This is a genomic window from Waltera acetigignens, assembly GCF_025567015.1.
GTDB classification, from domain to species: domain Bacteria; phylum Bacillota; class Clostridia; order Lachnospirales; family Lachnospiraceae; genus Acetatifactor; species Acetatifactor acetigignens.
Map to the genome: position 1 here is coordinate 96830 of NZ_JAOQJO010000007.1, position 21283 is coordinate 118112.

Here is a 21283-nt window from a genome sequence, read left to right on the forward strand (position 1 = left end):
ATGCCAGGGTCAAAAGGTCTAAGCCCACATGAGCTTGCTCATAGGTGGGTGAAAGACCTTAGGACCCGCCCCGATATGAGCATAAAAGTGGGATGATAATCCCACGATATGCGAATATTGGGTAGGGTGCTATGTGCCAGTGGCACATGTCTAGCACGGACCGAAGCGGAGCGGAGACGTGGGAGTGCGTAGCACGGAACAATCCGTAGGCATCAAAGTCGGGGGCTTTTGACCCCGACATCATATAATTATATGGTAACTATTCAGAGCCATGCAAATCATGTCAACATGTACGTCGAATGCTTGCATTCGTAAGAACATTTGATATGATTTATATGGCGAAGTAACCACAATGAGCAGAGAACAGGCCGGCCTGTTCTCCAAGGAAGCCTCATAGAGGCGACTTTGCGAATGGAGGTCTGAATCGTTACATTATTAGGTAGAAATCATAAAGAAGGTGATCCGTCATGTCCACAAAGAATTCCAACTTTTTTTCCAGAGATTGTATGGTGCAGGCTCTGATCCAGCTGCTGAAGACCAAATCCCTATCCAATATTACAATTACCGAGCTGACCGAGCGTGCCGGTGTCTCCCGCATGACCTATTATCGCAATTACCATTCTCTGGATGAGATCTTCAGCAGTTATCTGAAGGATCTGGTAGAATCCTACCGTCAGGATGTTGCGACATGGCCGGACAAGGGCAATTACAATGACTCCCGCAATATGCTGCATTGTTATGAATATTTCAATCATTACAAAGAATTCATTGCCTGTCTGGTGCAGACCGGTCTGGGGCACCTGCTGTTACAGGCACTGGACAGCTACATTCTGGATACCTATTATACCGAAGACAAGGGGCAGGATTTTTATTACACGCTCCGAGCCTTCTCCGGTTCCCTCTACAATATTTATGTCACCTGGATTCTGGAAGATTCCAAAGAATCCGCTGAAGAGATCGTATCCATTATCTGCAAGATCTATTCGTAGGTTCCCCGATCTGTTCTCCATAGTAATTCAGCAAAGGACTGCGCAAAATACGCAGTCCTTTATTATTTGATAATTTATCTCTGATTCAAAGGAACATATTCCAGTTCCTGCATTACGCTCTTGTAAGCGGGACGAATGATCTTATCCATATTGATCAGCTCTTCGATACGATGTGCACTCCATCCTACGATTCTGGCAATGGCGAAGATCGGGGTATACAGTTCCAGAGGAATCTCCAACATGCTGTATACGAAACCGCTGTAGAAATCAACGTTGGCGCTGACACCCTTGTAGATCCGGGATTTCTGGGAAATGACCTCCGGTGCGATCCGCTCGATCATGGAATACAGGGCGAAATCCTTGTCTCTGCCCTTGGCTACCGCCAGTTTTTCCACGAAGCTCTTGAATACCTGGGCTCTGGGGTCAGACAGGGAGTAGACTGCATGCCCCATACCATAGATCAGTCCCTTGCCGTCGAAGGCTTCTTTGCTCAGAATCTTGTTCAGATATGCCCTTACCGCATCCTCATCTGTCCAGTCGGACACATGTGCTTCGATATCCCGCATCATCTCTACGACTTTGATATTGGCACCACCATGTTTGGGTCCCTTCAGGGAGGAAAGTGCTGCCGCAATGACAGAATAAGTATCGGATCCGGAAGAAGTCACGACTCTGGTGGTAAAGGTGGAGTTGTTACCACCGCCATGCTCCATATGCAGCACCAGTGCGGTGTCCAGTACCCTCGCCTCCAGTTCGGTGTATTGTTTGTCCGGGCGAAGCATCATCAGCAGATTCTCTGCGGTGGAAAGTTTCTTCTGGGGACGGTGTATGTACATACTCTCATCGTTGGAATAGTGATTATATGCATGGTAGCCGTAGACTGCCAGCATGGGGAACACAGCAATCAGTCCCAGGCACTGTCTTAATACATTTTCAATGGAAGTGTCGCTGCAGTTTTTATCATAGGAAGCCAGTGTCAGAACGCTCCTGGTCAGTGAATTCATAATATCACTGCTGGGGGCTTTCATAATGACGTCTCTGGTGAAGTTGGTCGGCAGAGTTCTGCTGGACGCAAGAATATCGTTAAAATGTTTCAGTTCCTCACGGTTCGGCAGCTTACCGAACAGAAGTAAATAAGCCACTTCCTCGAATCCGAAATGATCACCCCGGAAGCCGTTGACCAGCTCAATGCAGTCATAGCCGCGATACCACAGCTTACCTTCACAGGGAACTTTTTTGCCGTCTTCCATTTTGAAGGATTCGATCCGTGAAATATTGGTAAGACCTGCGACTACGCCGTTACCGTTCTTATCACGCAGTCCCCTCTGTACGCCGTATTCGTCGAACATCTGGGGTTCCAATCTATCTGCCGCTCTGCACAATCCGGCATGTTCCAACATATACTCTTCGTTTTTCTTCATCCAAATACCTTCCTTTCCCTCACATTTTTATATACTTATTTATCATAACTTTTTGGAAGGGGCGATGTCAATTAACAAAATATAAAATATTGAGTGATATTTATAGGGCGAAGGAATATTATCCCAGAATCCTCTTTGTATTTTCTTTTATTTTCTCCGACAGATCTGCGTATTTTATCAGTTCTTCCTCGGTAAATCCCACAAATCTCGCCTCATCATAATCCCGCTGTGCCAGTGCCAGTTCCTTCATGACCGCTTCCGCAGTGGGAAGGATTGTCACTGTGACCTTGGTTTTACGGTCTTTGCGCCTTGTCTCCGGCTTTTCCGCTTTTCCCTGTACTTCTCCGGCTGCCTTGCTTTTTCTGGAAGGCTTGGGTTCCTTCACTTCCTCTATTTTCAAGAATCCCTTCATGGTCAGGCGTTGCAAGCCGCTGGTCAGGTTCGTGCGGGAAATTCCGGCGAAATCCGCCAGTTCCCGTCTGCTGTCCCACTCGTGCTTTTCACACAGGCACAGAAGCAGCCGCACATCCGCTACCTTCAGATCTCCTTTTAATGCCACCGGCTCCAGATAATGTTCCAGAAGCTTCCGCTTACGGTAAGCATCCCCCGCCGGTCCCTCGGCCTGCAGGATCTCGGTGTTGACAAAGACTCTCTCGTCTCCCAGCTTCTTGGATCCGGGCAGGATGGAAGGCGGCACGTTTCCGTCTCCTGCCGCATCAATGAAGAAACGATATACCTGCAAACGGTTCTTCTCGTAGTCCTCTTCTTCCAGCACATGCTTGTAGAAGTTATTGTAATACTCAAAGACATTCAACTTCATCTTTACCGTCTTGGAGATGCTGATTCCCTGACTGGCAAGGGAACCTTTACGCTTCACATAATAATAGATTGGGGCATGCAGGGCATAGAATACTTTCGCGTAACGGATATATTCCAGATTGAACAGAAAATCCTCACACCAGTTGATATTCGTATCCATTCGCAGACTGTGCTCCTCCACCAGATCCCTGCGGTACAGTTTGTTCCACAACACACCATAGTAAAAGTCTGCCGGATTCTCCATCATATGTGCCGCGAACTCCTCCTGGGTGAGCACACCCTCCTCTTCAATGTCTCCCTTGGGGGACAGACGCTCTCCCACCACGCGGTAAAAGTCTGAAATGACCATATCGCAGCCATACTCTTCCGCCGCCCGTACGAACAGTCTTGTGGCATCCGGCGTGATCCAGTCGTCGCTGTCTAAGAATTGCAGATATTTTCCCCGTGCACGATCCAATGCCAGATTTCTGCTGTCGGAGACTCCGGTATTTTCCTTCTGGATCACAATGACTCTTGTGTCCTTATTGCCGTATTCCTCGCAGATGTCACCGGAGGAATCCGTACTGCCGTCGTTTACCAGAAACACTTCAAAGTCCGTGTATTCCTGATTCAAAATGCTGTCGACACAGCGTCGTAAATATTGCTCCGCATTGTATACCGGAACAATGATGCTTACCATGGGACGCATAAGCTCATCCTTTCTGAAATTACTTCATAACAATAAGTTCGTACGCCCTGCTGCCGATACCGATCTTCTCCGCATGCTCCAGACAGGTCTTGTACTCCGCATTTGGAGTGGTATTTTCAAAATGATCATGGTGATCGCAAAAGCCCTCTTTTGCCATGGCATCCGTCAGCTGGCTGTTCGGCAGCGGTGTCTGCTTCAGGCAGGCATCCACACAGGCCTGATCCAGCGCCAGAGGATCGAAGGAGGCGAACATACCGATATTGGGCAGGATGGGTACATCATTCTCCCGGTGGCAGTCACAGTTCGGAGACACATCCACCACCAGAGAAATATGGAAATTGGGTCTGCCGTCCACGACCGCCTTCGCATACTCTGCCATACGGCAGTTGAAATCCTTTGTTGCCGCATCACAACCGCTATGGATTGCGTCGAAGTTACAGGCACCGATACAGCGTCCACAGCCCAGGCATTTGTTATGATCAATATGCATCTTATGGGTAGTCTCGTCGTATACCAGTCCCTCATTGGCACATTCTCTCATGCATCGTTTGCAGCCACGGCACAAATTCTCATTGATCTCCGGTTTTCCCTGAGCGTGCTGTTCCATTTTACCGGCTCTGGATCCGCAGCCCATACCGATATTTTTGATAGCACCGCCGAAGCCCGCCGTTTCATGCCCCTTGAAATGATTCAGGGAAATAAACACATCCGCATCCATAATGGCCCGGCCGATCTTAGCATTTTTCACATATTCGCCGCCCTCTACCGGCACCTCGATGTCATCCGTTCCCTTCAGGCCATCACCAATGATCACAGGACACCCAACCGTCAACGGTGTGAAACCATTCTCCCAGGCACAGTACATATGCTCGATGGCATTCTTACGGCTGCCGGGATACAGGGTATTACAGTCCGTCAGGAAAGGAATTCCGCCCAGCTCCTTTACCACATCCGCTACCGCTTTCGCATAATTGGGACGTAAGAATCCCAGATTACCCAGCTCACCGAAGTGCATCTTTATGGCAACAAACTTGTGATCCATATCCATATCCTGAATCCCCGCCGCCTTCATCAGGCGCTTTAACTTACTGGGAAGTCCCTCTCCCAGACGGGTTCTGAAATCTGTAAAATATACCTTTGATTTTTCCATAACTTTATCCTCCGTACCTAAAAAGATATTACGATTATAACACATCTTTTTTGTTTTTGAGAATTTTTCTGCAAAAAAGGACGAACCCAACTCTCGCCAGCCGGTTTCGTCCTTTCAACGTATTTCATCCGAAATACTTCCCCATTTCTTTGTACACCGTACATCAATGTACGATGCAAGTGTTTTTTTATTTTTCTTGCACAATTTTTGCAGATACCGCCAAATATCCTGCTATTTAAAACGATTTTTGTACTGCGCAGCCTTTTCCACAAATTGCTCTGCGAACTCGGGGCAGGAAGGATAATAAAGGTGGGGGAAACCATACCAGTGGTTCTCACCGACATGGATGCAGGGATAGTTTCTTACGATGGTTGGTTTAGTTGCGGTACAGTCTACGCCGTTATCTTCACTGTCATAGTAATGAAATTCATGTGCCCGGATGCGGCTGCCCCGGGGCAGAAAATATTCACTGTTCTCTTCCAGTTCGATATATCCGAAGCGCACCAGGCTTCCGGTATCGAAGCATTTTTCAGGCAGCACTCCTGCCATAAGGCAGGAATGTCCTTCTCTGTCTGTCAGGGACGTATGCAGGTATAAAAAGCCTCCGCACTCCGCTACGGTGGGGAGGCCACCTATGACTGCTGCCCGGATGGCCTTGCGCATGGCATTGTTCTCACTCAGCTGTCCGGCATATAATTCCGGATAGCCGCCGCCCAACAACATCCCATGGATATTTTCCGGCAACGCCTTGTCATGTAATGGAGAAAAATACACCAGTTCCGCTCCGGTCTGTTCCAGCAGGCGCAGATTCTCTTCATAATAAAAGCAAAAGGCTTCATCCCGGGCTACAGCGATCCTCGGGCACTTTACCCTATCGTTTTCCACAGAATCCGGATCTTGCTCTTCTGCCGTTTCTTCACTGCGTTCCTTCTTTTTGGTTTGGGAGGTTCTCTCTATTCTCTCAGCTCCCAGCGGTTCCGCCTCTTCTGCAATCTGCAACAGCTTCGAAATGTCTACGCTCTCCCTTAGTTTTGCCGCCGTGACCCGGATCTTTCCCTGCAGATCTTCCAGTTCTCCCGGCAGGCACAGGCCAAGATGTCTGCTGGCGATCTGTAAGTCCTTATTTTCCGGGAAATATCCCAGCACCGCAATACCAAGTTCCTCTTCCACCAGTGGCTTCAGAATCTCATAGTAAACTGCTGACATACGGTTGAAGATCACTCCCCGGATCAGATGTTCTTTATCATAAGCCAGAAATCCGGTGATCAGAGGAAGCACCGATTTTCCCATGCCTTTTGCATCCACCACCAGTATGATGGGGGTCTGCGTCACCTTTGCCAGATGATAGGATGAGCCTTCCTCTCTTATTCCGCCCAGCCCGTCATAGAGTCCCATAACACCTTCCATGACCACAAGCTCGTCTTCCCTGCGATCTCTCAGAAACAGTCTTCTCGTGCCGTCCTCTCCGGTGAAAAAAGTGTCCAGATTTCTGGCAGGAATCCCCAGCACCTGTCTGTGGAACATGGGATCGATATAATCCGGGCCGCATTTACAGGAAGAGATATCCTCTCCGTTTTCCTTAAAAATCTGCAATAATCCACACGTGATCATAGTCTTGCCGCTGCCGCTTTTCGGGGCGGCGATCATGATGCGTCGTATCTTTTTTTCCTGTGCTCCGATCATCTCTGCACTTCTCCATTTTCCCTGTTTCCGTTTTCTTCTTCGGTCAGCAACGCTTTCTTCACTTTGTCCATAGAGCCTGTTTCTCCCTCCCTGAACGTAAATGAGCAGATCCACACCGGATTCTCCGCCTGCGGCAGATGATAGCTTCCCAGCTTCTTCACCCGGTTTACCTGCATCTGCAGGATTTCCTCGTCCTCCACAGGAAACGCTTCCAATACTTCCTGAAGCTCCGCAATCGTCTCCATGCTGATGGCATTGATCACAATGCGCATATGAGGATTTTTCCGATACAAGGTCTGTAAAATATCCATTAATCTGCCTCCACTGCCGCCGATAAAAGCATGGGTGGGCACAGGCAGTTCTTCCAGTCCCTCCGGTGCCAGTGCTTCGATGATCTCCATATTGTCCATATGGAAATGCTCTCGGTTCTTCCGAAGCAGTTCCACCGCCTCCGGTTTTCTCTCAACGGCATAGACATGCACCGTTTCCGACAATCCGGCGATTTCCACCGCCACGGATCCGGTGCCGCTGCCGATATCATAGACTACGGCTCCAACTGTCAGGTGCAGCTTGCAAATACTGACTTCCCGGACTTCTTCCTTGGTCATAGGAGTTCTGCGAAGTTTTCCCTCCGTCCCGGAAGCATCCCGTAGGAAACAGGTGTCCGCTCTGCCGTGGGTCAGGGGTTCCGGCTGTGGATGAGGATTGCGGATCAGGCAGGTATACAGACCCTCTTCGATGACCTCCACACACTGCTCCGGCATCAGGATCCGTATATTTTCTTCCGGATAGGACAATTGATATCCCACGATCACTTCACAATCTGTCAGTCCCGTCTCCGTAAGCATCCGTCCGATCTTACGGATATCCTCACTTCCCGAGGTCAACAGGAAAGTCTTCTCATGACTCACCACAGTTGTCGGAAGATGGTTCAGTTTCTTGCCGTGCATGCTTAAAATGGCGGCATCCTCATAGCTTTCTCCCACCCGGGCCGCCAGAGAAACCACCGATGAAATTCCCGGCAGGATCCTCACACTGCCTCTCAGTTGTCCTGCTGCAATCGCTTCCTGTAATTCCACATACAATTTTCTGCATCCGCTGTAGAATCCGGTATCTCCGGAAAACAGAACCGCTACCCGAAGTGTCTCCTGCTGTGCCAGTTCCTCGCTTTCCTGTAATTTTTCCAGATAGGGCAGGATCTGAGCAGCCATATAGTAGGGCTTTTTTTCTATTCTGGCAGAATAGTCTGCAATCATGCGCTCCGCCCCCAGCAGGATATCCGCAGTTTCGATTGTCTGCTGCACTTCTTTTGTCATGCAGTCTCTGCTGCCCATACCGATCCCGGCAAGGCAGATTTCCAGACTTCCCTGCTGCGAAATCTTACAATCACAGAGTTGTCCCAGTTTTCCACAGATTCCTGCAAACGAATACGAGTCTGTCCCCGGAATCTTCCCGGCAGCATCCGATGTCTTCTGCGCAGACTCAATCACATACACCGGGATTCCCAGCATTTTCGCTGCTTCCAGCTTCTCCTGGCAGCCTCCGGCCCGGCCGCTGTTTTTCGTGACCATATGGCGGATGTCGTACTGCCTTAAGATGGCAGCGTTCATCTCTGTGGAAAAAGGCCCCTGCAATGCCAGGATCTGCCGGCCTTTGATTCCCTGCTCCATGCACAGTTCCAGACTCTCTCTTCCCGGAAGGATCCGCACATGCAGGCGGTCTTTCAATCTGCCGGAAGCGCAATACACCGCCAGTTCCTTGCTTCCCGTGGTCAGCAGAATATTGCCCTCTGTATTCTCCAAAGCTTTCGCACAATCTGCATTGTTTTCAAAATATTGGGCATTTGTAACAATGCCATCTGCTTCTGTAATCCCGTCGATTTTCCGTTCCAGACGCAGGTAAATGGGAAAATGTGCATCTTTTTCCAAAGATTTCAGTGTATCCACAGCTCCCCGCAGATTCTCCGTAACGACCCTGGCGTAAGGGTGGGTGGCATCCACTACAATCTCATAGCCTTCGTCATGCAGAAACTTCTGCATCTGCTCCCGGTCCATTCTGCCGCAGTGAAGGTTTACAATGGGCTGCCCGGCTGTCTGCATCGCTTTTGTGCTTTCCGTCTGTTCCCGCATTACGATTTCACCGTATTCCGTTGCCACGCATACCGTATGTGCGATTCCGGCATCCGCCAGAATCTCCGACAATCTCCGTCCTTCTGTGGTTCCCGCAAATATTACAAGCTTTTTCACTCTGCCTTTTCTCCCTTTTCTGCCTGGTAGCCTCTTCTGGTGATCAGCTTGTCCCCCAGGATCTCCGTCTCCGAATTGCCAATAAATACAGTGGTGAACATATTGACTTCCCGGTCCCTTAATTCCCGCAGCGTACAGGTCACCGCCCGGGTACCTTCTCTTCCAATATTTTCCACATAGCCACAGGGACGCTTCCCTTCTATGGTTTCCAGTAAAATATCACAGGCTCTCTGCAGATAATCTTTTCGTCTATGGCTGGAAGGATTGTAGATGGCCATGGCAAAATCTCCCACTGCTGCCGCCCGCAGTCTCTTTTCAATCTTCTCCCATGGAGTCATCAGATCGCTCAGGCTGATAACGCAGAAATCATGATTTAAAGGTGCTCCCAGTACCGCCGCACCGCTGCTGGCCGCCGTGATGCCGGGAATCACAAGCAGTTCCGTCTCCGGGTGCTTTGCCCCCAGCTCGTACATCAGGGATGCCAGACCGTAGATGCCTGCATCGCCGCTGCAGATCAGTGCCACCTGATTTCCTGCTTCCGCCTCCCGGAAGCATAGCTTACAGCGCTCCGTCTCCTGCCGCATGGAAGTGGTCAGCAGCTTTTTCCCTGCAAAACGTTCTCCCAATAATTTGACATATACGGTATAACCCACAATCACATCTGCCTGCTCCAGCGCAGCGATGGCTTCTCCGGTCATCATTTCTTCCCTGCCGGGACCCATTCCTATGATATAGATTCTGTTACTCATCTGATTTTCCTCTTTCCATCATTTGCAAGCCCTCCGGATCCTCTCATGCTTCCATCACTTGTAGGTATTGTCCCAGGGATGCCTGGCTACATGAAAAAATCTTTGTTTTTTCTGACTGTCCTTCCGATTGGTCTTTACGATTACATCGATACTTTCCATGCTTTCTCGGCAATTGCCACGGTCATGCCATCCTGTGCCTGCTTAGCTCTGCAGATTCTTCCATCTGCCCCCGCCGCCTTCATGGCGGCACGTTCACACACATTGTCCACACCCACCTGAGACTTTACAAAATCGGAGCCATGAAATGTTCCGTACACCGTCTGTAATTTCTGTGCCGGATAGGTCTGAAACGGGATTCTGTACTTTTCGCTGAATTCCAGCAGACACCGTTCCTCTTTCTTTACATCAATGGAAGCCAGTGCTGCGACCTGTTCTATGGCAATGTCCTGTTCTTCCAGTATTTTTCTTAAAAAGGCTTCCAGCTTCACACTGTCCGTTCCTTTTTTACAACCCGCACCCAGAATATATTTCTTCGGCTTCAACAACAGTTCTGCTGCCTCTTTTCGAAATATTTCTTCCGTGTTGTCCGCTATTAGGACATCCACCTTTTCCACCGGAGGATATGCACACAGCCTGATCTCTGACGGAATAGTCTCGTCCACTGCCAGATGCCCTGTCTGTACGGACATGGTAATTTTCTCGCCTGCCAGTATTTTTGCCGACACCCGGGCAATCCCCTCCCGGTTGTGAATCCACAGATCATTTCTTTTGGCAAACAAATCCACCGCAAAGCTGCCATGCAGGTCTGTGGCTGTCGTGATCACAGGGACGGCTCCCAGTTCTCCGGCCAGACGGACCGCCAGTTCATTGGCTCCGCCCACATGCCCGGACAACAGCGGGATCACATACTGCCCCTGTTCATCCATGACCAGTACCGGGCTGTCATGCAGCTTGTCCGTGATCCAGGGGGCAATAGCCCGAACCGCAATACCGCAGGCACCGACGAACACCAGCGCATGATGGGCTGCCATCTGCTCACCGGCCCAGGCTGACACACTCTCCTGTACCGCTATTGTATTCCCGGTATTATCTGTCGGTACGTTACTGTCTTTGTTCGGAATCACCCCGAATGTCTGCGTTGTAACGTCCCCACTGTTTTCCGCTGTCTGCACTGTCTTTTTTCGGGAGCATTTGCTATATAGAATAATCGTCTCGTCTCCACCGCACATGCTCTTCAGAATCCGTTCCGCCATCTTCTGTCCTGTTTTCGTAAAGCTGATCACACTAATCTTCACGCTGCTCCTCCCGGTTTTCCTCTGTCTGCCGGACACTGCTTTTTGCCTGACGGAATTCTGTGGAAAAATCCGCCGCATACAGCCTCGACTTCTGATAATTTCCATGGGTGATAACATCCCCCACCAGTACCAGCGCTGTCTTAATGATGCCGTGTTCTTCCGCTACCTGTGCCAGTGTCTCCACCGTACAGATATAAGCCTCTTCCTCCGGCCAGGTTGCCTTGTAGATCAGGGCTGCGGGGGTGTTCTCCGCATAACCGCCCGCCATCAGTCTGCGGCTCAGTTCCCTCAGCATCCCCGTGCTTAAATAGATCGCCATGGAAGCCTGATGGGCTGCCAGACTTTCGATGCTCTCCTTCTGCGGCACTCCGGTCCGTCCTTCCATACGGGTGATGATCAGGGTCTGGGAGACACCGGGCAGGGTATATTCCAGATTTAACGATGCCGCTGCGCCGAAGCAGGCACTGACTCCCGGACAGCTCTCATAAGGGATATGTAATGCATCCAGTGCATCCATCTGCTCCCGCACCGCACCATAGATGCTTGGTTCTCCGGTGTGCAGACGCACCAGCATCTTCCCCTGTTCCTGTGCCTCCTGCATAATCTGCAGCACTTCCTCCAGGGTCAGTTTTGCGCTGTTATGGATTTCACAGTCTGTTTTGGCATATTGTAACAGCTCCGGGTTCACCAGTGATCCCGCATAGATGATGACATCCGCCTGTTGCAGCATGTGCATGCCCCGCACTGTGATCAGATCTGCTGCCCCGCTTCCTGCGCCAACAAAGTAAACCATTCCTCCGCCTCCTTACTTTTCGCCAATGCTCCGAAATCATTGGCATACATGATACATTCGATCGCAAGCTTTCCCTGCGCCCGCTTCTCCAGATAAAATAAAATACGCTCCATGGCATAATCCATGACTTCCTGTCTCCTGCCGCACTCGTCCAGAATCCGCACCGCTTCCTCCGTGGTAACACAGGACAGGATCTTTGCCGCATCCTCTGATGTCACGCCGCATTTTACGGCAAAGGCGGTCAACAGCTCCATCCTGCAGTCGCCCTCCCGGGAATGGGTATTCATGATACCGCCCGCCACTTTGATGAGCTTCCCGATATGTCCCGCAAGAAGCAGACGCCTAAATCCCTCTTCCACCGCCATATCGATCGTCAGACCGATAAAATTACTGCATTTTACACTTTTATCCAGATCATAGTGATAGGTATTTTTCAAAAAATCCAGTCCGTAATTGCCCGGAGAGATCACCACATCTTCTCTCCCCAGTGCCCGCTGTTGCCGCAGTTCCACGCGGATCGTATCCAGAATAGCCTGTGTGCTCATAGGCTCCACGACACCGCTGGTGCCCAGAATAGAAATACCGCCCACGATGCCAAGCCTTGGATTAAATGTCTTCTCTGCCAACTTTTCACCTTCCGGCACAGAGATCTCCACCGACAGGATTCCACGATAATCCAGCACCTGGCACACCTGTAATACTTCCCGTTCGATCATTTCTCTGGGGACGTGATTGATAGCTGCATTTCCCACGGGCTGATCCAGTCCCGGCTTCGTCACCCGGCCGACACCGATGCCGCCGTCGATCACGACCTGTGCCTGTTCAGGTGCATGTCCGGTTCCATTCTTCCTACCGGGTTCTTCTCTGGCTTTCCTATCCGTTATTTCCGCAAAAGAAACCTTCGCACAGATCAGCGCCCCTGTGGTAATATCGGGGTCATCCCCGCCATCCTTTTCCACGGCGCAGCTGACCTCCTGCTCCTTGCGGCAGATGTTGCGGATCTGGGCTGTGTAAGGGATACCTTTGGGTGTCTCTATGGTGATTTCTGTTTTCTCCCTTCCGGTCAGCAGCATATAGGCGGCCGCCTTGGCCGCTGCCGCTGCGCAGCTTCCTGTGGTAAATCCGTACCGCATACTTTCTACCTCACTGTTACTATATCATGATCCGTCGTGTCAATCGCCGGGTGTAACGTTTTCCTGTTCTTTTCGCAATTCATACAACAAAGCATTGCAGATGGCCGCTGCCACGTTGCTGCCGCCTTTTCTTCCACGATTGATGATATAGGGCACATCCGTCTCCATAATCAGCTCCTTGGCAGCTTCCACATTCACGAAACCCACAGGGACCCCGATAACGAATGCCGGGCACCAGTCCCTTTCCTGCATCAGCTCATAGATCTGTATCAACGCTGTAGGCGCATTTCCAACAGCGAAGATCACTGGTTTTTCCAGCTTCGAAGCCAATTCCATGCTGATAGCCGCCCGGGTGGTCTTCCGTTCCTTCGCCATAGCCGCCACATCCGCATCCGCCATATAGCAGTGGGCTTCCCCGCCAAAAGAAGCCAACGCCTTCTTATTGATCCCCGCCAGTGCCATATTGGTATCCGTCACAATATCCGCACCGTTTTTTATCAGGTTTTTAGCGATCTCCACCGCGTTTTCGGAATAGGTCATCGTCTCCGCATAATCAAAATCTGCGCTGGTATGGATCACCCTGCGGGTGACAGGATCCTGCTCCGCAGGCAAAGTGATGCCCCGCTCTGCCAGTTCTGCAGCAATAATTTCAAAGCTTCGCTTCTCGATTTCTTCCGGCAATACATATTCAATGCTCTTTTTTTCCATAAGTTACCTTCCCCCAAAATTCATTTTCCGTCTTCCGGCTGCTTCTATTTACTGCTTTGCAAAGAAAACGAACTCATTCAGCAGTAATCTGCGCAAGTTCCTGTAACAGCACTTCATTCTCTTCATGTTTCTTCACTGCGATCCGATAATAGCCCTCACCCAGTCCCCGGAAATTCTCACAGTTCCGAATCAGGATACCTTTTGCAAGCAGGCTGTCATAGATGGGCTGTGTGGTATACAGCAACAGGAAATCCACTTCTCCGGACACCACCCGGATGCCAAGCTTTTCCAGTCCTTCCCACAAATATTCTCTCTCGTTTTTCACATATTCCACTGTGTCTTGCAGATATTGCTCTGACTGCTCCGCGCAGGCGATGCCCGCTCTCTGGGCAAACACCGACAGGTTCCATTCCGGTAGCTGCCTGCGTATTTTCTCCCGAAGCTCTGCGTTGCTGCATACCAGATAGCCCAGACGCACCCCTGGCATAGCAAAGCTTTTCGTAAAGGCCCGTGCCAGCAGCAGATTTTCATACTGTCCGATCTCCCCAAGCAGAAACTTTGGCTGTTCCCGGCCGGACTCGCAGAACTCTATAAAACATTCATCCACTACTACGGTGATTCCCTGCTGCCTGCAATGCTCCAACAGTTCCTGCAGATATTCTCTGCCCATCAGCTGCCCCGTGGGATTGTTGGGATTCGCTACAAACAGCATGTCTGTATCCGCTGTCAGCTCCTGTAACAGCTCCCGCCCCGGACGGAATCCGGTCTCTTCCGGCAGATATACATATTTTATATAGCTGCCTGCTGCTTCCGCCACATACTCGTATCCGTAAAAGGATGGCACGGGAATCACAATATTCCGGGGCTTAAGTGCATGCACAACCGCCAGAAAAAGTTCTGATGCCCCGTTGCCAAACAGCAGATACTCCTTTGGGATTTCTCTGCCACATTCTCCGGATAACATCCGGCTCACGGCTTCCGTCAGGGCCGCCGCAGTAATATCCGGATATTCTCCCACATGCTGCACTGCTTCATGAATCGCCTGCACCGCCGCATCCGGCATCCCTAAAGGATTGCCGTTTACCGAAAAATCCAGCCGTATCTGTCTGCTGTAAATATCACCGCCATGTATGTTCTGCTGCATTTTCCTTCCTTTCCGGTTCCTGTTACCATAGGACTTTTCATGTCCTCTATCGTCTGCAAATCATCAAAAGCTTTCACGCCCGGCCAAACTCTGCTTTTCACACTGCCACCGCAATCAGGATCCCCAGACACAGAATCTCACAGATCCACGCCGTCCGGTTCATCAATCGGTTCGTTCTGCGGATATCCTCCGGTTCCACTGCCCTTGTTGGATCCCCGATATAGGGCTTTTTCACGACCTTGCCAAAATAACTGGCATCTCCCGCCAGCTGGATTCCCAGCGCTCCTGCGCACACGGATTCCGTCTGGGCGGAATTGGGGCTGGCATGCTTTCTGTTGTCTCTGCGCCAGATACGCCATGCCTGCTTTCCGTTATAGCTTTTCCCGCTGATAAAAGCCGTCCCGACCATCAACAGCGCGCTGATCCTCGCCGGGAAAAAATTCATCACATCATCCAGCTTCGCCGCGGCTCTGCCGAAGTGAAGATACTTCTCATTCTTATATCCTACCATAGAATCCATGGTATTGACTGCCTTATATAAAAATCCCAACACCGGGCCTCCCAGTGCAGTATACAGCATGGGGGCAATCACACCGTCGGACGTATTTTCCGCCACGGTCTCAATGGCCGCCTTTGCCACGCCTTCCTCTGTCAGATGTTCCGTGTCCCTGCCTACGATCATGGATACCGCTTTTCTGGCTTCCTCCAGGCTCCCGGCGTTCAATTGTTTCCACACCTTGCTGCTCTCCACCTGAAGACACCTCGCCGCCAGAATCTGGTAGGTCATGACCGCTTCTATGACCACTCCCAGTCCCGGATGCATCGCATAAGCACCGAATAAAATCAGTGCCGACAGCATTCCCGTAAACAGTAAAACGATCACCACCAGAAGTTTTCCCTGTCTGCGCTCCGCCCCCTCTCTCTCGGTCGAATTGCCCTGTGGATTGCCTGCTCGCAGTGTCTTTTCTGTCTTCGCTATCAGCCAGCCGATTCCCCGGATGGGATGGGGCAGAAAATAGGGATCTCCAAAGAGCTGATCCAGTAAAAATCCCGCTCCGAATGCCAGAATATGATATTTCATCAATATGTTTCTCCTTCTGTAAATTCTGACAATCCAGACTTTGACAGTGGGTGAAAATCCTTGCACTCCGGGGCTCCCCCTCCCATCGGGAATACCAGAATACCGCTGTAACCCTGTCCGCATTTTGCCTGATAGTCAAAATATTCTCCCCCGGTGAAATGACTGAGCAGCGCCATGATGGTTCCACCGTGGACGACTGCGGATACGCTTTGTATCCCGGCGTCCTGTGCTCCAATTTCATCGCTTCTTTCCAACTCCGTTTTCTCCGATCCTGTATTGTAATCACCCTGCTCAGATGCAGCACTTCTCTCCAAGATCATTTTCATGTAGTATAACATTTTTTCATATCCGGCAACGTTTCTGCGAATGAATTCCTCTCTGCTCTCGCCTTCCGGAAATGGCAGTGTACCGCCGCTGTCGATCCATCTCTGATATGCCGGATCCCCGGAAAGTTCCTGATAATTGTGTCCTTCGAATGCACCGAAATCCATCTCCGTCCACTCCGGGACAAAAATGGGAGTCTGCCCTGGATACAGGATCTGTGCTGTCTCGAGACACCGCTTCATAGGACCGGAAAACAGAAGGTCAGCAGTCGGATAGTTTCCTCCCGTCACAGCTTTTTTCAGCATTCCTATTCCTTCCGGGCTCAATGCTTCATCCGTTTTTCCAAGATAACGTCCTTCTTTATTGGAAAGAGTCGCTCCGTGCCGGATCAGGGTCAGGCGGATCTCTATTTGATTTTCTGGCCGATTCCGCATACGACTCTCACCACCTCATCTGCCTGCGCCGCCAACCCTTCCAGAATTCTGCCGGTGCATTCTCTGTAAGTTCTCTCCTCCGCTTCCATGGGGACGATGCCGTTGCCGATCTCGTCACAGATCAGAATGCAGTCCGGATATTCCTTATAGAAATTCGCTATCATTGCCTCCGGATCTGTTCCCTGTCGCAACTGCTCCCGGATATATCGGTGCAGATGATTGACGATCACCTGCGGTCCAGCCGTCTGCCGCCCTGTAGGCTGCTCTGTCTGCTTTCCAGGCATTGTTTCAACCGCGCTCTCAGTTGCCCATGTTATTTTACTATCCGATGCCAGCCTCAGTGTTCCATCCAGAACCGGCACTTCCTGCCTGTCTTCACGCTGAACGTAATGCTGCTCTACATAATGTAATTTTCCCTGAGCAAAGCCGCCAATAATTAATATCATTTCCCTCTCCCATTTCAAATGTGCTTCTGCACCACTCTATCCGGCAATACATTTTACACTGTCAGCATCATATGTTCTGCGATTGCTGCCGCAACCACCACGCATCCTTCGCAAAACGTCACAAAATACCCCGCCGTATCTCCGGTGATGCCGCCGAACTCTTTTTTGCTGCGATAGTAATAATACGCAAAAGTAAGCAGGGCCGCTGCCACCGCGATTCCTCCCGTCACGAAAGATGTCCACATCATAAAGCCGATGCACAGGATTCCCTGTGCGTACAAAGCAGTTTTTACCACTCTTTTATGCGCCTTATCCGCGAACAGATACAGCGTCCCCTCCTGCTTTGCGGAAGGGAAACTCACCACTGCAACACCGCTCAGCACTCTGGACAGGAAGCTTCCGGCTCCCGCCACGGCCAGCGTCCGGCATTCCGTAATCTCCGAAAAGCCTCCCAGAAAAATCAGTCCATACAGAGTCAGCATGATCACCGCAAAGGCCCCGATATGAGAATCCTTCAGAATCTCCAGTTTCCGCTCTCTCGGCTGGTAGGAATGCAGGGCATCACAGGTATCTAAAAATCCATCCACATGAAAGCCCCCGGTGATCAGAATCGGTATCGCCGTTCCCACCACCGTATAGCACAAGGTTCCCACTCCGAACCGGGCACAGATCCATTTCCACAGATACCACAGGACACCGATCACCGCTCCCACCCAGGGGAAAAAGCAGAGTGCGTACCGCATATCCTCGTCCTTCCACTCAAACTGCGGCATCGGAATCTTGGAATACATGGAAAACGCTATGAAAAAAGATTTGATAATACGCATGCCTGTTTCCTTTCTATCCCCGGCTGTCCTGCCAGTTCTGTGCTTTTGCTCCTGGTGAGCCGGGTTTGATCCGCTGTGGGATCCCCGCTACGACTTCCACAACCTCGTCCGCCTCCGCGGCAAGTCTTTCGTTGATCCGCCCCAGTGCCTCGATGTATTCCATCGTGGAATCATCGTAGATCCTTCCATCCTCAAATACATTATTGGTTACGATGACTAACGGATCCGCCTGTTTTCTTAATCCTTCCATGCCTTGCAGAATTTTTGCGATCACTGTCTCACGATCCACAGGCTGCTCCCTGGAAAACATTTCGTTGGCCGCAAGATTCGACATACATTCCAGCAATACTGCCGCCTCCGGCTCCATTTGGGAGGCAGCCTGCTCCAGTGCAGTAGGCTGTTCGATGGTAGTGAAACCTTTTCCCTGCCGCAGTCTGTGATGCCTGGCCACTTTGGCCTGCATTTCCTCATCCCAGATCTGCATAGTAGCGATATAATATTTTTTCTTATCACCGGCAGTCCGCAGCAGATAATCTTCCGCATAAGCGGATTTCCCGCTGCCGCTACCCCCCAGGATCAATATCATCATGTTGCTTCTCCATCCGTTCCGTCTTTCAGCCGCGCCAATCGCAAGGTCGCGCTATCACGCTTTCCGTCACTTCGTGACTACCCTTGCTCCTGGCGGAAATGTTAGCGCTTATATTGTTCCACTGCAATCTCCGAAAATGTAGCGCTCTGTCCGTAGATGCTCATTGCCATATCCAGCAGCGTGAACATCATGACTGCTCCGGTTCCTTCTCCCAGTGCCATTCCCGCATGGATCACTGGAGACAGCTGCAAAGCATCTGCCAGCTTCACTGCCGCCGGTTCTTTCCCAAGATGGGAAGGGATCAGATATTCCCGCACACCGGGGAACAGATGCTCCGCCACCAATGCTGCCGCCATGCTGATCACACCATCCAACACAATGGGTATATGCCACAACGCGCCGCCGATGCACATACCGGTAAGTCCTGCAATGTCCAGTCCTCCGACTGTCTGCAATACCGTGAAGGCATCAGCATGCCACAAGTCATAGGTTTCCAATGCGGTGCGGACAACCTGTTGCTTACGAGTCAGTCCCTGGTCCGTAAGTCCCGCACCTCTGCCGGTGACTTCCCCTGCTTCGCACTGCAAAAGAGCTGCCGTCACCGCACTGCTGGTAGTCGTGTTGCCGATTCCCATTTCCCCAGTGGCCAGAAGTCCGTAACCCTTCTCCTTGCAATCCTGTACCAGTTTGATTCCTGTGACAATGGCCCGGACAGTCTCTTCCTCCGTCATCGTCGGTTCTTTCAAAAAATTTCTTGTGCCGGGACGCACCTTACGATCCAGGACGCCGGGAATGGATTCCTCACTATTTATTCCGATATCCACAGGGATCGTCTCCGCGCCAATGCTCTGCGCCATCTTGCAGACGGAGGATCCTTTCCGTGCCATGGACTTTGCCACCGCCAACGTGACCTCCTGCCCGGACTGGGTTACACCCTCTTCTACAATGCCGTTATCGGCACAGAAGATCAGCACACCCTTTTTATGGATATCGATCACTTCCGTCCCTAAGATGGCTCCGATCTGTGCCGTGATGCTTTCAAAACTGCCCATGCCATCCAGTGGCTTTGCCAAAGTGTCCCAATGCTTTTTCACAAGCTTTCTCACTGCTTCGTCCGGCGGCATGATCCGGATCTGTGCCAGTTCCTGTCCGGTATAATTATAAAATACGGGCTTCTCTGAGCATTCCATAGATCTCCTCCATACGCAGATATTCCCGCAGGGTATCTGCCAGTTTATCGTATTGTCTTTCCTTAATGGTGCGGTAATCCTCCCAGACGCCGTTCTCCAGAGAGATGCCTTTTTCCCGGGCCAGGGTCTGTATCATACGCCCGGCGATCTCTCCCATGTCGAACAGACCGTGGATATAGGAGCCGTAGATTCTGCCGGTGGAGTCAGCGATAACAGCTTGTGTGATTTCCGTGTTTCTCGTCGCATCGTCTGCACAGAAAGCGCTCCGATTGCTTTCTGCACTGTTTGCCGGTCTGGCTGCCTTGTCCACGGTACCCTTCGCATCGCTGCCATCCCCGTCACAATACACCGTCTGTCCCATATGGATCTCATACCCGGCAAACTTACATCCCGTAAGTCCGGAGAAAATACCCTCCACAGCATCCAGCTTTCCATCTGTCTGGCAGCGATGTTTCTCCTTCTGCAACACTGTCCGTACCGGAAGCAGCTCCATGCCGCGGATCTGTCCGCCCTCCTCCACACCAGCCGGATCTGCGATCTCACAGCCTAACATCTGATAGCCTCCGCAGATCCCGAAAATGGGAACTTTTCCCGCAGCACGTTTTACCGCTGCCTCCAGTCCGTTCTGCCGCATCCATTTCAGATCTCCCATGGTATTTTTACTGCCGGGGAGAAATATCAGATCCGGCGTTCCCAGCTCTCTCACATTTGTCACATACCGGACACTGACCTCCGGCATCTGTTCAAACACATCAAAATCCGTAAAATTTGAAATTCTGGGATAGTGGATCACCGCCAGATCGATCTTCCCCACATGTTTTGCATCAAAACGGTCCGTCAGACTATCCTCATCTTCCAGCGTAAGTTCCATATAAGGTACAGTCCCCAGCACCGGCACCTGTCCCCGTTCTGTTAACATCTGAATGCCGGGATCTAAAATTGTACTGTCTCCACGGAATTTGTTGATGATCAATCCCTTTACCCGCTCCCGCTCCTCTTCGGTCAGCAGCATCAGGGTTCCCAAAAGCTGTGCGAACACGCCGCCTCTGTCAATGTCTCCTACCAGAAGTACCGGTGCATCCACCATTGCCGCCATTCCCATATTTACGATGTCATTCTGTTTCAGGTTGATCTCCGCCGGACTTCCGGCGCCCTCGATGACAATAATATCCGCATAGGTCTCCAGCTTGCGGAAGGCTGCCTTGATCTCCGGGATCAGTTCCGTCTTGTGGGCAAAATAGTCTCTGGCGGACAGATTGCCCCGTACTTCCCCGTTCACAATGACCTGGGATCCGGTATGACTGGTGGGCTTTAACAAAATGGGATTCATGCACACCAGCGGTTCGATCCCTGCGGCCTCTGCCTGCATGACCTGTGCCCTGCCCATTTCCAGTCCTTCCTTGGTGATATAGGAATTGAGCGCCATATTCTGTGATTTAAAAGGGGCCACCCGGTAACCGTCCTGCCGGAAGATCCGGCATAGACCCGCCACCAGCAGACTTTTCCCGGCACCGGACATGGTGCCCTGTATCATGATTACTTTTGCCATCGTTCTCTCCATCCCACAGATGTCA

General features: G+C 51.0%; 19 protein-coding genes and 1 pseudogene. 1 reads left to right on the top strand and 19 read right to left on the bottom strand.

What is annotated here, in order from left to right; genetic code table 11:
- Positions 1-18: 18 nt before the first annotated feature.
- Positions 19-244: pseudogene (locus tag OCV96_RS19610) on the bottom strand (hypothetical protein).
- 223 nt (positions 245-467) lie between these two features.
- On the opposite strand from OCV96_RS19610, the gene OCV96_RS08455 reads away from it, so the two are divergent.
- Positions 468-989 carry a TetR/AcrR family transcriptional regulator gene (locus tag OCV96_RS08455; RefSeq protein ID WP_022312929.1) on the top strand — a complete coding sequence of 174 codons (522 nt, stop codon included), beginning with the start codon at positions 468-470 and terminating at the stop codon, positions 987-989.
- 74 nt (positions 990-1063) lie between these two features.
- Here OCV96_RS08455 and OCV96_RS08460 read toward each other — a convergent pair whose 3' ends face one another.
- The 18 genes from OCV96_RS08460 to OCV96_RS08545 form a co-directional block, all read right to left on the bottom strand.
- The gene (locus OCV96_RS08460; RefSeq protein ID WP_022312928.1) at positions 1064-2410 is read right to left on the bottom strand and encodes a citrate/2-methylcitrate synthase; all 1347 of its coding nucleotides are present in this window, start codon (positions 2408-2410) and stop codon (positions 1064-1066) included.
- A gap of 118 nt (positions 2411-2528) precedes the next feature.
- Positions 2529-3917: a glycosyltransferase gene (locus OCV96_RS08465; protein WP_022312927.1), complete on the bottom strand. Its 1389-nt coding sequence runs from the start codon at positions 3915-3917 to the stop codon at positions 2529-2531.
- 19 nt (positions 3918-3936) lie between these two features.
- Complete coding sequence (locus OCV96_RS08470) at positions 3937-5067, bottom strand: DUF362 domain-containing protein (RefSeq protein ID WP_227062399.1); 1131 nt, start codon at positions 5065-5067, stop codon at positions 3937-3939.
- A gap of 231 nt (positions 5068-5298) precedes the next feature.
- The gene (locus OCV96_RS08475; protein WP_262594226.1) at positions 5299-6750 is read right to left on the bottom strand and encodes a cobyrinic acid a,c-diamide synthase CobB; all 1452 of its coding nucleotides are present in this window, start codon (positions 6748-6750) and stop codon (positions 5299-5301) included.
- Complete coding sequence (cobK, locus tag OCV96_RS08480) at positions 6747-8996, bottom strand: precorrin-6A reductase (RefSeq protein WP_262594227.1); 2250 nt, start codon at positions 8994-8996, stop codon at positions 6747-6749. The genes OCV96_RS08475 and cobK overlap by 4 nt, the downstream gene beginning before the upstream one ends.
- Positions 8993-9745 (bottom strand): precorrin-3B C(17)-methyltransferase, encoded by a 753-nt coding sequence (cobJ, locus tag OCV96_RS08485; protein WP_262594228.1) that lies wholly within the window; start codon positions 9743-9745, stop codon positions 8993-8995. Before cobJ ends, cobK begins: the two co-directional genes overlap by 4 nt.
- A 140-nt stretch (positions 9746-9885) precedes the next feature.
- Entirely contained in the window at positions 9886-11040 is a 1155-nt protein-coding gene (locus OCV96_RS08490; protein ID WP_022312922.1) for a cobalt-precorrin 5A hydrolase, read from the bottom strand.
- On the bottom strand, positions 11030-11833 hold the full coding sequence (gene cobM / locus OCV96_RS08495) for a precorrin-4 C(11)-methyltransferase (protein WP_118504637.1): 804 nt from the start codon (positions 11831-11833) through the stop codon (positions 11030-11032). The genes OCV96_RS08490 and cobM overlap by 11 nt, the downstream gene beginning before the upstream one ends.
- On the bottom strand, positions 11791-12966 hold the full coding sequence (gene cbiD, locus OCV96_RS08500; protein WP_262594230.1) for a cobalt-precorrin-5B (C(1))-methyltransferase CbiD: 1176 nt from the start codon (positions 12964-12966) through the stop codon (positions 11791-11793). The genes cobM and cbiD overlap by 43 nt, the downstream gene beginning before the upstream one ends.
- Before the next feature lie 39 nt (positions 12967-13005).
- Positions 13006-13674, bottom strand: coding sequence for a precorrin-8X methylmutase (locus OCV96_RS08505; protein WP_262594231.1), 669 nt, complete (start codon positions 13672-13674; stop codon positions 13006-13008).
- Positions 13675-13747: 73 nt separating this feature from the next.
- Positions 13748-14818: a pyridoxal phosphate-dependent aminotransferase gene (locus OCV96_RS08510; RefSeq protein ID WP_262594232.1), complete on the bottom strand. Its 1071-nt coding sequence runs from the start codon at positions 14816-14818 to the stop codon at positions 13748-13750.
- 97 nt (positions 14819-14915) lie between these two features.
- Positions 14916-15899: an adenosylcobinamide-phosphate synthase CbiB gene (cbiB, locus tag OCV96_RS08515; RefSeq protein WP_262594233.1), complete on the bottom strand. Its 984-nt coding sequence runs from the start codon at positions 15897-15899 to the stop codon at positions 14916-14918.
- A complete protein-coding gene (locus OCV96_RS08520) occupies positions 15899-16657 on the bottom strand; it encodes a histidine phosphatase family protein (protein ID WP_262594234.1) in 759 nt (252 codons plus the stop codon). Before OCV96_RS08520 ends, cbiB begins: the two co-directional genes overlap by 1 nt.
- Positions 16630-17103: a bifunctional adenosylcobinamide kinase/adenosylcobinamide-phosphate guanylyltransferase gene (locus OCV96_RS08525; protein WP_118504647.1), complete on the bottom strand. Its 474-nt coding sequence runs from the start codon at positions 17101-17103 to the stop codon at positions 16630-16632. Before OCV96_RS08525 ends, OCV96_RS08520 begins: the two co-directional genes overlap by 28 nt.
- 53 nt (positions 17104-17156) lie before the next feature.
- On the bottom strand, positions 17157-17930 hold the full coding sequence (locus OCV96_RS08530; RefSeq protein ID WP_262594238.1) for an adenosylcobinamide-GDP ribazoletransferase: 774 nt from the start codon (positions 17928-17930) through the stop codon (positions 17157-17159).
- Positions 17931-17943: 13 nt separating this feature from the next.
- Entirely contained in the window at positions 17944-18519 is a 576-nt protein-coding gene (locus OCV96_RS08535; RefSeq protein WP_262594240.1) for a bifunctional adenosylcobinamide kinase/adenosylcobinamide-phosphate guanylyltransferase, read from the bottom strand.
- Between the two features lie 101 nt (positions 18520-18620).
- A complete protein-coding gene (cobT, locus tag OCV96_RS08540) occupies positions 18621-19709 on the bottom strand; it encodes a nicotinate-nucleotide--dimethylbenzimidazole phosphoribosyltransferase (protein WP_262594242.1) in 1089 nt (362 codons plus the stop codon).
- The gene (locus OCV96_RS08545) at positions 19678-21258 is read right to left on the bottom strand and encodes a cobyric acid synthase (protein ID WP_262594243.1); all 1581 of its coding nucleotides are present in this window, start codon (positions 21256-21258) and stop codon (positions 19678-19680) included. Before OCV96_RS08545 ends, cobT begins: the two co-directional genes overlap by 32 nt.
- Between the last annotated feature and the right edge of the window lie 25 nt (positions 21259-21283).

Coding starts and splice junctions, on each gene's coding strand:
- OCV96_RS08455 (WP_022312929.1), top strand. CDS start 468: ATGTCCACAAAGAATTCCAACTTTTTTTCCAGAGATTGTATGGTGCAG.
- OCV96_RS08460 (WP_022312928.1), bottom strand. CDS start 2,410: ATGAAGAAAAACGAAGAGTATATGTTGGAACATGCCGGATTGTGCAGA.
- OCV96_RS08465 (WP_022312927.1), bottom strand. CDS start 3,917: ATGCGTCCCATGGTAAGCATCATTGTTCCGGTATACAATGCGGAGCAA.
- OCV96_RS08470 (WP_227062399.1), bottom strand. CDS start 5,067: ATGGAAAAATCAAAGGTATATTTTACAGATTTCAGAACCCGTCTGGGA.
- OCV96_RS08475 (WP_262594226.1), bottom strand. CDS start 6,750: ATGATCGGAGCACAGGAAAAAAAGATACGACGCATCATGATCGCCGCC.
- cobJ (WP_262594228.1), bottom strand. CDS start 9,745: ATGAGTAACAGAATCTATATCATAGGAATGGGTCCCGGCAGGGAAGAA.
- cobM (WP_118504637.1), bottom strand. CDS start 11,833: ATGGTTTACTTTGTTGGCGCAGGAAGCGGGGCAGCAGATCTGATCACA.
- cbiD (WP_262594230.1), bottom strand. CDS start 12,966: ATGCGGTACGGATTTACCACAGGAAGCTGCGCAGCGGCAGCGGCCAAG.
- OCV96_RS08505 (WP_262594231.1), bottom strand. CDS start 13,674: ATGGAAAAAAAGAGCATTGAATATGTATTGCCGGAAGAAATCGAGAAG.
- OCV96_RS08510 (WP_262594232.1), bottom strand. CDS start 14,818: ATGCAGCAGAACATACATGGCGGTGATATTTACAGCAGACAGATACGG.
- cbiB (WP_262594233.1), bottom strand. CDS start 15,899: ATGAAATATCATATTCTGGCATTCGGAGCGGGATTTTTACTGGATCAG.
- OCV96_RS08520 (WP_262594234.1), bottom strand. CDS start 16,657: ATGCGGAATCGGCCAGAAAATCAAATAGAGATCCGCCTGACCCTGATC.
- OCV96_RS08525 (WP_118504647.1), bottom strand. CDS start 17,103: ATGATATTAATTATTGGCGGCTTTGCTCAGGGAAAATTACATTATGTA.
- OCV96_RS08530 (WP_262594238.1), bottom strand. CDS start 17,930: ATGCGTATTATCAAATCTTTTTTCATAGCGTTTTCCATGTATTCCAAG.
- OCV96_RS08535 (WP_262594240.1), bottom strand. CDS start 18,519: ATGATGATATTGATCCTGGGGGGTAGCGGCAGCGGGAAATCCGCTTAT.
- cobT (WP_262594242.1), bottom strand. CDS start 19,709: ATGGAATGCTCAGAGAAGCCCGTATTTTATAATTATACCGGACAGGAA.
- OCV96_RS08545 (WP_262594243.1), bottom strand. CDS start 21,258: ATGGCAAAAGTAATCATGATACAGGGCACCATGTCCGGTGCCGGGAAA.